Origin of the sequence: Paenarthrobacter sp. NyZ202, from assembly GCF_049860755.1 — a bacterium.
Taxonomy (GTDB): Bacteria; Actinomycetota; Actinomycetes; order Actinomycetales; family Micrococcaceae; genus Arthrobacter.
In genome coordinates, this window is sequence record NZ_CP187556.1 from 2,806,686 (window position 1) to 2,819,467 (window position 12,782).

At 64.9% G+C, this 12,782-nt stretch carries 11 protein-coding genes; 3 read left to right on the plus strand and 8 right to left on the minus strand.

Going from position 1 to position 12,782, the window contains the following annotated elements; genetic code table 11:
• The first annotated feature begins 109 nt into the window (after positions 1-109).
• Positions 110-904 carry a MoaF C-terminal domain-containing protein gene (locus ACPFL9_RS13015; protein WP_426003147.1) on the plus strand — a complete coding sequence of 265 codons (795 nt, stop codon included), beginning with the start codon at positions 110-112 and terminating at the stop codon, positions 902-904.
• A gap of 63 nt (positions 905-967) precedes the next feature.
• Here ACPFL9_RS13015 and ACPFL9_RS13020 read toward each other — a convergent pair whose 3' ends face one another.
• Complete coding sequence (locus tag ACPFL9_RS13020) at positions 968-2,440, minus strand: APC family permease (RefSeq protein WP_426003148.1); 1,473 nt, start codon at positions 2,438-2,440, stop codon at positions 968-970.
• A gap of 257 nt (positions 2,441-2,697) precedes the next feature.
• Between ACPFL9_RS13020 and ACPFL9_RS13025 the strand changes: the two genes are divergently transcribed.
• The gene (locus tag ACPFL9_RS13025; RefSeq protein ID WP_426003150.1) at positions 2,698-3,657 is read left to right on the plus strand and encodes a helix-turn-helix domain-containing protein; all 960 of its coding nucleotides are present in this window, start codon (positions 2,698-2,700) and stop codon (positions 3,655-3,657) included.
• Between the two features lie 55 nt (positions 3,658-3,712).
• Here ACPFL9_RS13025 and ACPFL9_RS13030 read toward each other — a convergent pair whose 3' ends face one another.
• From ACPFL9_RS13030 to ACPFL9_RS13055, 6 genes are read right to left on the minus strand one after another with little or no spacing between them, the layout of a single operon-like run.
• Entirely contained in the window at positions 3,713-5,320 is a 1,608-nt protein-coding gene (locus tag ACPFL9_RS13030; RefSeq protein WP_426003151.1) for a sulfatase family protein, read from the minus strand.
• Entirely contained in the window at positions 5,317-6,192 is an 876-nt protein-coding gene (locus ACPFL9_RS13035; RefSeq protein WP_426003153.1) for an ABC transporter ATP-binding protein, read from the minus strand. Before ACPFL9_RS13035 ends, ACPFL9_RS13030 begins: the two co-directional genes overlap by 4 nt.
• Positions 6,189-6,968, minus strand: coding sequence for an ABC transporter permease (locus ACPFL9_RS13040; RefSeq protein ID WP_426003155.1), 780 nt, complete (start codon positions 6,966-6,968; stop codon positions 6,189-6,191). The genes ACPFL9_RS13035 and ACPFL9_RS13040 overlap by 4 nt, the downstream gene beginning before the upstream one ends.
• Positions 6,968-7,741 (minus strand): ABC transporter permease, encoded by a 774-nt coding sequence (locus ACPFL9_RS13045; protein WP_426003156.1) that lies wholly within the window; start codon positions 7,739-7,741, stop codon positions 6,968-6,970. Before ACPFL9_RS13045 ends, ACPFL9_RS13040 begins: the two co-directional genes overlap by 1 nt.
• A 27-nt stretch (positions 7,742-7,768) precedes the next feature.
• Entirely contained in the window at positions 7,769-8,761 is a 993-nt protein-coding gene (locus tag ACPFL9_RS13050; protein ID WP_426003157.1) for an ABC transporter substrate-binding protein, read from the minus strand.
• 16 nt (positions 8,762-8,777) lie between these two features.
• Positions 8,778-10,487 (minus strand): amidohydrolase, encoded by a 1,710-nt coding sequence (locus tag ACPFL9_RS13055; protein ID WP_426003158.1) that lies wholly within the window; start codon positions 10,485-10,487, stop codon positions 8,778-8,780.
• Positions 10,488-10,674: 187 nt separating this feature from the next.
• On the opposite strand from ACPFL9_RS13055, the gene ACPFL9_RS13060 reads away from it, so the two are divergent.
• A complete protein-coding gene (locus tag ACPFL9_RS13060) occupies positions 10,675-11,319 on the plus strand; it encodes a TetR/AcrR family transcriptional regulator (protein WP_426003160.1) in 645 nt (214 codons plus the stop codon).
• A gap of 1 nt (position 11,320) precedes the next feature.
• Here ACPFL9_RS13060 and ACPFL9_RS13065 read toward each other — a convergent pair whose 3' ends face one another.
• Entirely contained in the window at positions 11,321-12,733 is a 1,413-nt protein-coding gene (locus ACPFL9_RS13065; RefSeq protein ID WP_426003161.1) for an MFS transporter, read from the minus strand.
• Between the last annotated feature and the right edge of the window lie 49 nt (positions 12,734-12,782).

Sequence of the window (12,782 nt, forward strand, 5' to 3'; positions counted from 1 at the left end):
CAAGCAGTGTGCCTTGGCACACAAGACTTGGCGGCACCGGGTTCCCAATACTCGAAGGACGGACAGGACCACCCTGGCCCTGTCCTTTGCCGAGATCAGAAGGAAACCCATGAGTCTGAACCTCCTTGACACCTCCAACTGGCTGCCGCTCGACGGCCTGGCGCCAGGCTTTGATGCCAACAAGGCACCGACCGTGCAGGACCTGGCAGGCCGCCACTTCGCGGTCCGTGGCGACGGCGGACCCATGACCTTCACTTTCGACGACGATGAAGTGAACTGGGCGGCCGCAGGGCACTCCGGAACCGCCGCATACGAAGCTTTCCAGGTGGCCGATGACCTTTACTACGCGCAGTGGCACAGTCCCGTGGAACCGGACCTGGCTGTGTCGCTGGTGCTTGACCTGGCCAACGGCCGGGCCCTCTATATCGGCGCAGTGCTGGGAAGATCGACAGCGGGCAGCACGGCCGTGCAGCACGACTTCCGCCCCGGCGACCTTGACGGCGCATCCCCGAAGGGCCGGCCCATCGGCGAAAGCACGGGACTGATCGGCAGGCGCGTGGAATGGGTTTACAGTCCGGACCACGCCTATGAGCACGTATACCTCAGCCCCACCTGGTACACCTGGCAATGCCTGGCCGGACCGGAACGCGGCCTGGCGGACACCGATTCCAATACGGTCCTCCAGGTCAGGCCGGGCATTTTCGTCTTCACGTGGCGGGAGAAGGTCATCCCCTGCGGTTCGGTGACGATCGCCGACCACAGGGATGTGGGCGCGATCCGCTCCCATGGCAGTTTGTTTGGATGGGACGAATCCGGGACGCTGCCCGTCCATTTCACTTTTGGAGCGCATGGGCGCCTGATCAGCGTCAGCCATCACAGCCCCGGGCTCGACCCGGCCGCTTGATGTCAGCAAACGGCCCCGGCAGTTCTGGTTTCCAGGACTGCCGGGGCCGTCTTCCTGCGCTGCTCAGCCCTCGGAACCGTGCCCGATCCTCGCATAAACGGCGGGCTGCGAACGCCGCAGGCGCAGGGCCCAGAGAACCCCCACGACTCCTGGCAGCAACACCACCAGTGGCAGGATGAAGGTGGCGGGGGTGGATTCGGACTGCCCCAGGAGGACGTTGAAGTTGGTCACGATGAGGATGAAAACCAAGGCCAGGAGCACAAACCCAAGCCCCGGAGCCACCATCCGCACCCAAAGGCTTGCGCCGTGGGGCTGCTTGCGGAAGAAGCCGATCACCGCCACCGACACCACGGTCATCAGCAGGACAAGTCCCATGGCGCCGCTGTTGGTCAGCCAAGTGAACATCGTCAGGACCGGGTACAGTTCGCCGAGGTCCGAACCTGCTCCCCCCACGGCAAAGGCCAGGGTCACGACGACGGCAATCGCCGTTTGCGCCAGGGAACCGGCATAGGGGGCGCCATTGGGGCGGACTGCGGAGAGGGCAGCCGGGATGACACGCTCCCGGCCGAGCGAGAAGAAATACCGGGCTACTGCGTTGTGGAAGCTGACCAATGCCGCGAAAAGGCTGGTCACGAAGAGCAACTGCGCAATGTCGCTGAGCAGGACGCCTCCGTGGGCGGTGAGGAAGGCGAAGACCATGTCCGGCCCGTTGGCTGCTGCGGTAGCAACAACCGCCGACGGTCCGGCGCCCACGGTCATGGCCCACGCGGAGACGGCATAGAAGAGGGCAATGATGGCGACGGCGGCAAAGGTGGCCCGGGCGACTGTGCGTTTGGGGTCCTTGGATTCTTCGCCGTAGATGGCTGCTGATTCAAAGCCCATGAAGGCAGCAATGCCGAACGAGAGGACCGCCCCGATGCCCGGCACGAAGAGGGAGGCCGGGTTGAACGTGGCGGCACTGATGCCTTCCGGTGCTGCTGCCAGGCTGATGACGTCATAGACGATCACCACCAGGAACTCGAGGGCCACCAGGACGCCGAGGACCTTGGCGGAGAGATCCACCCTGTTGACTCCCAACCAGCCCACAACCGCAATGCAGGCCACCACGGGAATCCACCACGGCACGGCGATGCCGAACCTTGCCGAGAGCAGGGACGAGACGGTAAATCCAAAGAGGCCGTAGATGCCCACCTGCATCAGGTTGTAGGCCATCAAGGCCACCAGCGAGGCCCCCACCCCGGCCGGACGCGATATGCCCTGCGCGATATAGGCGTAGAACGCGCCTGCGTTCGTGACATGGCGGCTCATCGCTGCGTACCCCACCGCAAAAAGGGTGAGGATGCCGCCGAGGATCAGGAAGGACAGCGGCACGCCCGTCACCCCGGTGACGGCGAACGTGGTGCTTACCCCGCCTGCCAGGACCGTCAGCGGAGCCGAAGCCGCGATGATCATGAAAGTCACGGCGGGCACGCCCAGGCGGCCGCCGGTGCCGGCCGTTCCGCTGGTCTTGCCCCGGACCGGGTTGTCAACGCTCATATGTATGCTCCTGCCTCTTCACCGCGTGGATCCGAGCCGCGGGTCTCGGTGCCGCGGGAGATGGCGCGGCACTTTCTGGGTGACTCCGCCATCTTCCACCCCCCAAGGCAGGAGTGACTTGTCTCACACCGCAGGGCTCTTGACTGTCCACGCAAGCACCGGGGCGGGGCGGACCCCAGGTGTAGAATCGTGGGCAAGCTCACGTCCGCGCTGCTGCATCATGTTCATGGCACGGCCGGCCATTGAAAGGGATAGTGATGACCGTCGCGGCCGAAACGGGCCCCTCAACCGTGCAGACAGTGGTGGCCGGGTCATTCCAGGAATGGAGCCGGGCCATCTCGGCGTCGTTCGTGCCGCTGCTGGCTTCCGGGCCCAAGGACACGGTGTTCCACGGAACCATGCGCGCCCGTGTCCTGGGGCAGATTTCGGTGGTGGAGGTGACGGCGGGCCCCCATACAGTACACCGGACACCGGAACTGATCGCCCGATCCACCGGCCGGTTCTTCAAGCTCAGCATCCAACTGGCCGGCACCGGCCGCCTGGTCCAGGATGACCGCGAGGCCGTCCTCCGCCCCGGCGACCTCTCCATTTACGACACCTCCCGCCCGTACCAGTTGACGTTCGACGACGACTTCCGCACCCTGGTGCTGATGTTTCCGCATGTGCTGTTGGACCTTCCCGCCGACGCCATGGGGCACGTGACAGCCCTGCGGATCCCGGGCGACCAAGGCCTCGGTGAACTGATCAGTCCCTTCCTGGTCCGGCTCGCTGACAATCTCGAGGCACTCTCCGGCACCAACGGCCTCCGGCTGGTGCATAACGCCCTGGACCTGGTCACCACTCTCTTCAACGGCGAACTCGACCAGCTCATCGAGGCCGGACGCGATCCCCACCTCCTCCTCCTGGCGCGGATCCACGACTACATCGAATCCAACCTCGGGGATCCGGAGCTGTCCCCCGGGTCGATCGCGGCCGCCCACTATATCTCCACCCGCCACCTGCACGACCTCTTCCAGGAAATTGGCACCACCGTGGCCGCCTCCATCAGGCAGCGCCGGCTGGAACGCTGCCGCAGGGACCTGGTGGACCCGGTCCTCGCGGACCGGCCCGTCACGGCCATTGCTGCCCGATGGGGGTTCACCGATGCCGCCCATTTCAGCAGGATCTTCCGGGCGGCTTTCGGAAACTCCCCCACCGGGTACCGCAGCAGCAGCTGAGGTACCCGGCCCGCACCGGGGAGGGCCGCCGTCGAACGCCTCCGACTGACGCCGGCTACGCGGCCGCGGTAGGCGCCGTCCCTTCGTCAGCCATGGCGGCCATCTCCTCCACCATGGCGCGCAGCAGCCGGTCCTCCAGCCCCGACGCGGATGGATCACCTGCCAGGTTCACCAACTCACCCGGGTCCGACCGGTGGTCGTAGAGTTCTGCGATCTCGGTTCCGAAGTAGCGGGTCAGCCGACCTTCGGCGGTGATGACCGTCCGCATCCGGACCGGTCCGGGCAACCCTTCCAGGCCGAACGGCTGTTCTTCCTCCACGAGCACGGCGTCGCGGTGGCTGCCTGCCAGGCCGTGCAGCAGCGGCACCAGTGAGCGCCCCTGGATGCCGCGGTAGGTGCTGGAACCGGTGAGTTCCAACAAGGTCGGCGCAAGGTCCGCGCTGGAAACTAGGGCATCGCTTCGACCTTTTATGCCGTCCGGGACATGGACAACCAGCGGCACGTTGGTCACCGCCCGGTAGTGGACGAAGTGCTTCAGCATGAGTCCGTGGTCACCGAACAGATCGCCGTGGTCGCTTGTGAACACGATGATTGTGTCATCGGCCAGGCCCTGCCGCCCAAGTTCATCCAGGATCCGGCCGATGTGCTCATCCATCATGGTGATCAGGCCAAACTGTGCCGCGGCGGCGTGCCGGTATTGCTCCTCCGTGGCCGACCAGGTCATGGTCGGATCCGGGTTTGGTTCGCCCCGCCGCTCCACCATGGTGCGGATATGGTCCGGCGACGCCCCGTGGTCCTGCTCGAAGCCAAGCGGCAGGGGCATGGAAGCGGGCTCGTACAAGTCCGCGTAACCGGCCGGCGGGGAGAACGGGTGGTGTGGGTCCGGGAAAGAGACAAACATGAAGAACGGTTGGTCCTGGCCTGCGGCATCCTTGAGGTGTTCGATTGCCTTCTCGCTCACGTAGCTCGTTGGATGGGCCTCGGCAGGGATTGCCGTTTGGTAGACCTGGTCCCAGCCGCCGTACGTGCTGGAGGAGCGGGCGGGGCCGCCCAGCGTCTCCGGATCCACACCTCGTTCGCGGGCCCAATGCACATAGTGCCCGCCGGGACGGTCGCCGTGGCCTATCACCAGGTCAACGTGCTGGTAGCCGTAGTAATCGGCCGGAAGTGCGATGAAGCGCTGGTCGTGGGCCTCACGGTTCTCCCACTGGTCCCAGCCCGGCGCCAGGTTCCGGCTATGTGCGTCCCCCACTGTCCTGTCGAGGAGCAGGGGATCCGTGGACCGGATCTCCTCCGCCTGGTGCGGTTCGAACTCCCAGCCCATGTTCTGGTGGTGCAGTTTGCCCACACCGACCGTCCTGTAACCCGAGGAAGCCAGCGAGCCGGGAACTGTCTGCGTGAAGGGGTCCAAGGTGATGCCGTTGCAGCGGGTCCCGTGCGCCGACGGCCAGCGGCCCGTCATCAGGCTCGCCCGGTTGGGCATGCACGTGGGGTTGGCTACGGTCGCATTATTGAAGACCAGGCTCCTCGCTGCGAGCGCGTCAAGGTTGGGTGTCCGGACCGTACTGTTGCCGCCAAAACCCAGATGGTCTGCGCGGAGCTGGTCCGCGATGATGAACAGCACATTGGGACGCTTGGCGCGTGGTTTTTTGCTCTTCGTCATGCGGGCCTCTTGATCATGGACAGAACATCGGTGCGCTGTTGCGCGAAGGCCGGCAGGGACCGCGTGGTGATCTGGTCCCTGGGAGCGGGCAGGTCGACCTCGACGATCCGGTGCACGCGCGCCGGGCGGGAGCCAAGGACCACTACCCGGTCCGCAAGGTAGACGGCCTCGTCGATGTCGTGGGTGACCACGAGGATGGTCATGTTGAAGTCCTTGCGGATCTTCAGGCACAGGTCTTCCAGGTCGAAGCGGGTCTGCGCATCGACCGAGGCAAACGGCTCATCCATGATCAGGATTTCGGGCCTGTACGCCAGCGCCCGGGCGATCGCCACACGTTGCTGCATGCCGCCGGAAAGTTGCCACGGGTACTGGTTGTCGGCGTGGGAAAGCCCGACGGCAGCCAGCGCGCTGTCACAGCGTTCCTTCACTTCCGCTGCCGGCAGTTTCATGTGCTTCAGGGGCAGGACGAGGTTCTTCCGTACCGTCAGCCATGGCATGAGCGAACGGTTGTAGTCCTGGAACACCAGGGCCATTTCAGGAGGTGGCCCACTAATGGTGCGGCCGTCGATGGCCGCCCGGCCGCTGCTGGCCGGGTGCAGGCCGGCAAGGCACTTCAGGAGCGTGGTCTTCCCCACGCCGGAGGGGCCCACAATGCAGACGATTTCACCGGCATCCACCGTGAAGGTGAGGTCCTCGATGACCGTGCGGGCTTTCTCGCCGCTGCCGTAGGTCTTGGCGAGATGGGAAACGTCCAGGCGCGGCGTGTTTTCCGGCCCGTTGGTGGTTTGCGGTTGCCGTGTGGTTTCTGGTTGCTGTGGCATGACGGACTTTCTGTTCTGGAGGGGAAGCTTGGTGGACTGCCGGATGCTCATGCCACACGCGCCAGGGCACGGGAACCGAGGTACCAGGCCAGGACCTTGCGCTTGATCAGTGCAAAGACCACGTTGACCAGGAAGCCGATGACCCCAAGGAGCAGGATCCCCGCCCACATGTCGGCCGTCATGAAGCTTTGCTGTGCCAGGAGCGTCATGGCACCGATGCCCTGGGAGCTGCCCAGCATCTCGCTGGCAATCATGACGATGAAGGCAACCTGCAGGCTCACTTGGAGGCCCGAGAAGATCTGCGGGGCTGCTGCGGGAAGGAGGACATTGAACAGCCTTTCCTTCCGCGTGAGCCGGTACACGCGAGCCACATCCATGATGTCGTTGCCGACGCCCCGGATTCCGTCCACGGTGGCGATCATGGTGGGAAAGAGTGCCGCCAACGCAATGCTCGTGACCCGCATCTGCGTCCCGAAGCCGATCAGCGAAATGAAAATCGGCACCAAGGCAACCGGCGGGATGCCACGCAGGAAGTGGATGAGCGGGTCCACCATCCACCGGACCTGGGGAACCAGAGCCGTGGCGAATCCAAGGGCAACGCCACCAACGGCCGCGATGACAAATCCGAGGAACAGGTTGCCCAGGCTCAGCAGCACATCGGATTGGAAATGGTCGAACAGCCAGAGCTGCCGGAACCGCAGCAGGATGTCCTGCAGTGGCGGGAAGAAGGGGTCGATCGATCGGGCGGACAAGAGCCACCATGCCACGAGCAGGAGCACCGGGGTGCCTGCACCCACCAACCAGTTGCGGATCTTTGTATTCTTCATCAGGGCACCACTTCCCGGTAGGACTCATGCCAGTGCAGGACCCGGCGTTCGGCGAGCCTGGTGGCACCTTGGAACAAGAGGCCCAGGACGCCCAACACGATCACCAATGCGTAGAGGGTGGCGTAGTCGCCCGCAGCCTGGGCCTGGTAAATGCTTTGGCCCAGGCCAGGCCCTCCCCCCAGCAGGCCGGCTACGACGGTGACCACCAGGGCGGCAGGAGCCGCCACGCGCATCGCCGTTCCGATGTACGGCAGCGCACTGGGCAGGACCACGCGGAACAGGATCTCTGCGCTGGACATTCCATAGCTGCGGGCCGTATCGCGGGCCACGGGATCCGTTCCCTGCACACCGTCCACTGTTTGCATGACGATCGGCAGGAAGCAGCCGAACACCACCAGGAACAACGACATTTCGGCGGTGGGCCCAAGGACCAGCACGGCCAGTGGCAACACGACGATGGGCGGCACGGGCTTGAGGAATTCGAGGACTGCAAGGGTTGCGTAGCGGATGGTTTCGAAGCTGCCTACCAGCAAACCAAGAACCACGCCCGCAACTGCGGACATTCCCAACGCGAAAAGCGCAATGCCGATGGTGGATCCAACGGCGGCCCAGAAGGTGGTCGATCCCAGGATTCCCGCCAAGGTGGTGAAGACCGTGGTGGCTTGCGGCAGGGCGTTGCCGGCCACCTTGGCAGTGGCGGCCAACTGCCAGGCGATCAATGCGACTGCTATCCCCGCCCCGCTGAAAACGAGCGGACGCAGTGACGGTTTCATGGTGAAGCTCCCATCGTCAGCCACGTCCTACTTTCCGAAAATGAGGTCGCCCGGCAGTTTCACCGGTGAACTGAGGAAGCCCAGGTCGGCCAGGTTCTTGTTGGCCCGTTCGATGTCCTCAAGGCGCACGTCCTCCGGCCAGTAGTTCACAGCACCGGACTTCACAACATCCAACGGGGTTTTGGTGATCTCGGCACTGACTTGCTGGGCCTCGTCCGTGTGGCCGTTGGCGTAGGCGTTGGCCTTGTAGATGGCGGCACGGAAGCCTTCCAACGCTTTCTGCTTGCCCTTGACCGTGTTGGCCCCGGCCACCCACAGGCCAATGGCACCTTCTTCGAAGAACTTGACGCCCGGGGATGCCAGCAGGCGGTTGCCTTCGGAGACAGCCTTGGAGGTGAAGGGCGCAACCAGCGATGCTGCATCGACACGGCCCGAGTTCAGGGACTGAAGTGCTGATGACGGATCCAGGACCATCCAGTTCACTTTGGCGGGATCACCGCCGTCGTCCTTGACGAGTTTGCTGACCGTGACCTCAAGCTGGGCCTTGCGGGCCGGTACGCTCACGTTCTTCCCTTCCAGATCCTTGGGCCGCGAGATCGCAGAAGCCTTCTGGACCAGGAGTCCGGTGTCGTCCACTCGGTTCAGGTCAGCGCCCTCGCTGGCACCGTCCTTGTAGCCGTCGGCTGCAGCGACGACCTTCAGGGGAACGTTCTGGCTTAGCGCATTGAGCAGCGGGATGGACGGCGTGTAGGTGAGGTCCAGCTGTCCGCTCTGGGCGGCTGCGATACCGGCGGGCGGGTTGGCTATGACGGAGATCTCGACGTTGAGACCCTGTTCCTTGAAGTAGCCTTTGTCTGCCGCAAGCTTGATGGCGGCGTCTGAACCGATGCCGATGGTGCCCACTTTGAGGGTGGTTGTTCCGTCCGGCGCGGCCGTGGCGGACGGACCGGACGAGGTGCCACACGCAGCAAGGGACATGGCCAGGACTGCTGCCAAAGCCACGGGAAGTGTGCGTTTCATGGAGGTACTCCTTGGTTTACGAACGGTTGGATAAGGCGGAGAGTTCGGTGGCGGCCTGATGGACAATGCGTCCACCGGCCACGGTGAGTGTGATCCTTGTGCCCGGGAGTGTTTCGATGTCTCCGTCCCCGGGCCAGGGATCGGACAACAGGCACAGATCCGCTGCCATTCCCGGCAGCAGCGACCCTTTGAAATGTTCTGCATGGTCCTGCCAGGCCGCCTTGCTGGTCATGGAGGCAAGCGCCTGGAGGCCGGTGATCCGCTCGGGGTCGTTCGGGTCACCGGGTGTGGATGCTGTCCCCCTGCGTACGGCCGCCACGATGGTGCGGCGCCAATCAGGACTGGTGACGGGCGCATCCGAGGCAAGGTTGAAGCACACTCCGGCATCGAGGGCCGAGCGGAGGGGCTGGTGGCGGGCAAATCGCTCCTCGCCCAGGACGCGGCGCATGATGTCGCCGGCCTCGGAACGGATCAGTGGATTCGTGCTGTAGCCGATGCCGTGATCGGCCATGGTGGACAGCGTTGTGGTGTCGCTGAAGGCACCGTGGATGATGTAGTGCCGCCGATCGCCCGCTACGTCACCGGCGGCGAGGATGGCTTCAACCGCGGCGCCGGTGGCTGCGTCACCGGTAGCATGGATGCCGGCCTGGAGTCCCGCGCCGTCGATCAGACGGAGGATCCTGTGCAGTTCGGCGACCCTTTCGGCGTCGCTGTCACCCTGGATCACCAGCTGCCCGTGGGTGCAGGCCTTTCCATACGGCTCGCTCATCCACGCAGTGCCGCTGCGCGGGATGCCGTCCGCGAAAACCTTGACCCCGGCAATCCGCAGCTGGCGGGAGTCGATTCCCTTGCTTGAGCAGGCCTCGGCAAGCCCGCTGCCAAGCCCCTCTTCGACAGCCCGTGCGGTGGCGCCACCGGTTCCGGCGAAAAGCATGAGGACATTGATCCGCAGCGTGAGCAGCTCCTCTACGGCAAGATCGCCCAGCAAGGCCAGGGCCGCCGTCGAGCCTGCTCCGTCCATCAGTCCGGCACTGGCGGGACCCAGCCCCGGGTCGGTGAGGGACGTGATGCCAAGCGAATGCAGCTGTTCCTGCATGCGGAGCAACGCGGGGCGGAGGGTCTCTTCTGGCACCGGTGGCATGACCTTGGAAACCAGCGCCATCGCCCCGTCCTGGAGCAGACCCGTGGGACTGCCGTCCGCCGCCCGCACCAGCACGCCGCCCCCTGCGTCCGGGGTTGCCGCGCTGACACCCGCCAGGCGCAGCGCCTCGCGGTTCGCCAGCAACTGATGGCCAGTCTGGTCGAAGGCCACCACCGGAATGCCTGGCCGGACGTCAAGCAGCTGTCCGGTTGCGGGTCCGAGCGTGACTTCATCCCAGCCGTGGGCGCGGATCCAGCCGTCCGCGCCAACAGGCGCGGTCTCGATGACATCGACGACGGCGGCCCAGTCGGCTGCCGTTGAGGCGTCCAGGCGGACGTAGCCGAAGGAGGCCATGGCCGCGGAGACGAAGTGCAGATGCGCGTCATTGATGCCCGGGATGAGGGCACCACCTGCAGCATCCACGACGATCGTGGCCGGGCCGGTCATCGCATCCACGTGCGCGCGGCCGAGGCCTGACACGAGGCCGTTCTTCACGGCGAGCGCATCCGAAATCCTGCCGGGGTCGCCGGGATCCATGGTGTGGACCCCGGCATTGATGATCACCAGGTCAGCGAATTCCTGCATCGGGTCTCCTCAGGTTTCTGCACCCATGAATGTGATGCAGGCAACGTTTCTGAAAAGAGTATGTCAAGTGACTAGGTCACTTGACTAGGTTTTCGGATAAAATTTTTCCCGGAGGTCATTTCCAGCCTCTCCGGTGGCGCCGAAAGCCGACCCGGGCGGACAACGCCTAGGATCGTTTGGGACCGGCATGACCGGTCAGCACATGATGAGAGGGGCGCGGATGGCCAGGGTTCCCGCCGAGGAACGGCGATTGCAGTTCGTGGAAGCAGCAGCACGGGTTATTGCCCAGGACGGGCTCGCCTCCGCTACTACCCGACGGATAGCGAGCGAGGCCGACGCCCCTTTGGCAGCTCTCCACTATTGCTTCCGCAACAAAGACGAACTTCTCGAAGAGGTTTACAACTTCCTCAGCAGGGACTACGCCAAGGCGCTGGAACCCGTAGCCGACCCCGGACTGGGACTGCGCCACATGATCGGCGCCCACGCCCGCCGTATCTGGAGCAGGATGCTCGAGAACCCCCACGAGCAGGTGACCACCTTCGAGCTGCTGCTCAGGAGGTACCGGGTAGAGGCGGTGGACCAGCCCCAGGCCCTGCTTATGAACCGGTCAATGTACGACGGCTGGGTGAATTCCACGCTGGAATTGTTCCGCAACGCTGCCAAAGCCTCCGGCGAGCCGCTCCCCCACAACCTGGAAGACATCACCAGGCTCTTCATCTCAGGCATTGACGGCATCAGCATGCAGCACCTTGCCGACCCGGACGAGGACCGCTCCTTGCGGCTTGTGGAGCTCATGGCCCGTTCCCTGGCGTCCGGGCTGGACTACAGCTGAGTCAGGCTTTGCCCTTGCGGCGCATGACCAACCACGTCACCAATCCCAGCAGCAGCAATCCACCTGCTGCGGCCATCGACACCAGGAAGGCGCCACCGTATCCCTGCGTTTGGGCCAACTGGCCACCCAGGTAGGCGCCCAACGCAGTTCCGGCAACAATTCCACTCGCGAGTGCGGTCATGACCGTCGCCATGCGCCCGTTCGGGGCAACCACGCCGCCGATGCTGAAGACTGTGACCATCACAGGACCCACCGGGATGCCGAGGACCAAGAGGACAACGATCATTGACCAGAGACCGGCGGGCAGCAGCAACAAGACTGTCAACACCGACATCGCCAACGCTGCGGCCACCCAACGGGCAGCAAGGCCGAAGCGCTGCGGCCAAAAAGCCACCGACAACGCCGCCACCGCTGAGCTGAGACCCATCACCGCGTACAGGAGGCCGGCAATTTCCGCAGTGGCAAACGCGGCGCCGAAGGCACTCAATCCATTTTGCGTCGCCCCGAAGAAGGTGCCCATGCAGATCATGGCCAAGACCGGGACAGCCACGACAGCCATCGCCCACCGGCGTCGTGGCTGGGCGGTTTCGGAACCAACGACGGCGGAACGCGGCTTACGTGGGTGCGGAACCACCGCGAGGTGGCTGGGATGAACGGCGAAGGCCGGCACGAGGGTGATGGTCATGGCCGCCGCCAGCGCAAGGGGAAGCCAGGGTGCCACCAGGCTTGCGAGCAGACCCACCAACGCGGGTCCCAGGACAAACGTGATTTCGTCGGCCGTCCCCTCATAGGACAAGGCCGTGTCCAGATCCGCACGGTTGGCTGCAACGCTTCGGTGTCCAGTGGTTGGCGACGCCAGGTTGCGGGTAGTGAGCGCCATCCACCGGACACGGGCCATGGGACCCACCTGCGGGCAACTGGCGCCGGCAACAAAGGCCATGACAAGCACTGCGAGGGCGTCGACCGGCGATCCGTACGAAGGCGTGAGATAGGCGGCCGCCAATAACCCGGCCACGGCCAGGGTGTTGATCACTGCGGCCGCGAGCAGGACAGCCCGCTGGCCGGCACGGTCCGCGAGGGAACCCAGGACGGGGGCACCGACAGCTGAACCAATGCCTACAGCGCCCGCTGCCATGCCGCCTATGGCGTAGGAGTTGCTGACCGCGGTGATGAGCGTCAAGGTCCCCACGGTCAGCATCGCAAGGGGTAGGCGCGCGAACAGCCCCAGGGGCAGGAACCCCGGACCGGCCAATTCCGGCAGTCGCGCAAACCTGCCGGGCAAACGGGAGGTTCGCCGGGCCGCGGCCACCGGCTGGCCCTGGGGGCGCAGCGGATCAGCCTGCAGGACGGGCTGCTTTTGGGCGGGAGAGGTGGGGGCCACCACGTGGTGGACTGGATGGGAAGTATTGTCCATGTTTTCCGGGTTCACTAAAGGTGCGCACCGTCCCTCCTCCCGATGCGCG

Bases quoted from the DNA above. Each gene is read 5' to 3' on its own strand.
- ACPFL9_RS13015 (WP_426003147.1), top strand. From the start codon at position 110: ATGAGTCTGAACCTCCTTGACACCTCCAACTGGCTGCCGCTCGACGGC.
- ACPFL9_RS13020 (WP_426003148.1), bottom strand. From the start codon at position 2,440: ATGAGCGTTGACAACCCGGTCCGGGGCAAGACCAGCGGAACGGCCGGC.
- ACPFL9_RS13025 (WP_426003150.1), top strand. From the start codon at position 2,698: ATGACCGTCGCGGCCGAAACGGGCCCCTCAACCGTGCAGACAGTGGTG.
- ACPFL9_RS13030 (WP_426003151.1), bottom strand. From the start codon at position 5,320: ATGACGAAGAGCAAAAAACCACGCGCCAAGCGTCCCAATGTGCTGTTC.
- ACPFL9_RS13035 (WP_426003153.1), bottom strand. From the start codon at position 6,192: ATGAGCATCCGGCAGTCCACCAAGCTTCCCCTCCAGAACAGAAAGTCC.
- ACPFL9_RS13040 (WP_426003155.1), bottom strand. From the start codon at position 6,968: ATGAAGAATACAAAGATCCGCAACTGGTTGGTGGGTGCAGGCACCCCG.
- ACPFL9_RS13045 (WP_426003156.1), bottom strand. From the start codon at position 7,741: ATGAAACCGTCACTGCGTCCGCTCGTTTTCAGCGGGGCGGGGATAGCA.
- ACPFL9_RS13050 (WP_426003157.1), bottom strand. From the start codon at position 8,761: ATGAAACGCACACTTCCCGTGGCTTTGGCAGCAGTCCTGGCCATGTCC.
- ACPFL9_RS13055 (WP_426003158.1), bottom strand. From the start codon at position 10,487: ATGCAGGAATTCGCTGACCTGGTGATCATCAATGCCGGGGTCCACACC.
- ACPFL9_RS13060 (WP_426003160.1), top strand. From the start codon at position 10,675: ATGACCGGTCAGCACATGATGAGAGGGGCGCGGATGGCCAGGGTTCCC.
- ACPFL9_RS13065 (WP_426003161.1), bottom strand. From the start codon at position 12,733: ATGGACAATACTTCCCATCCAGTCCACCACGTGGTGGCCCCCACCTCT.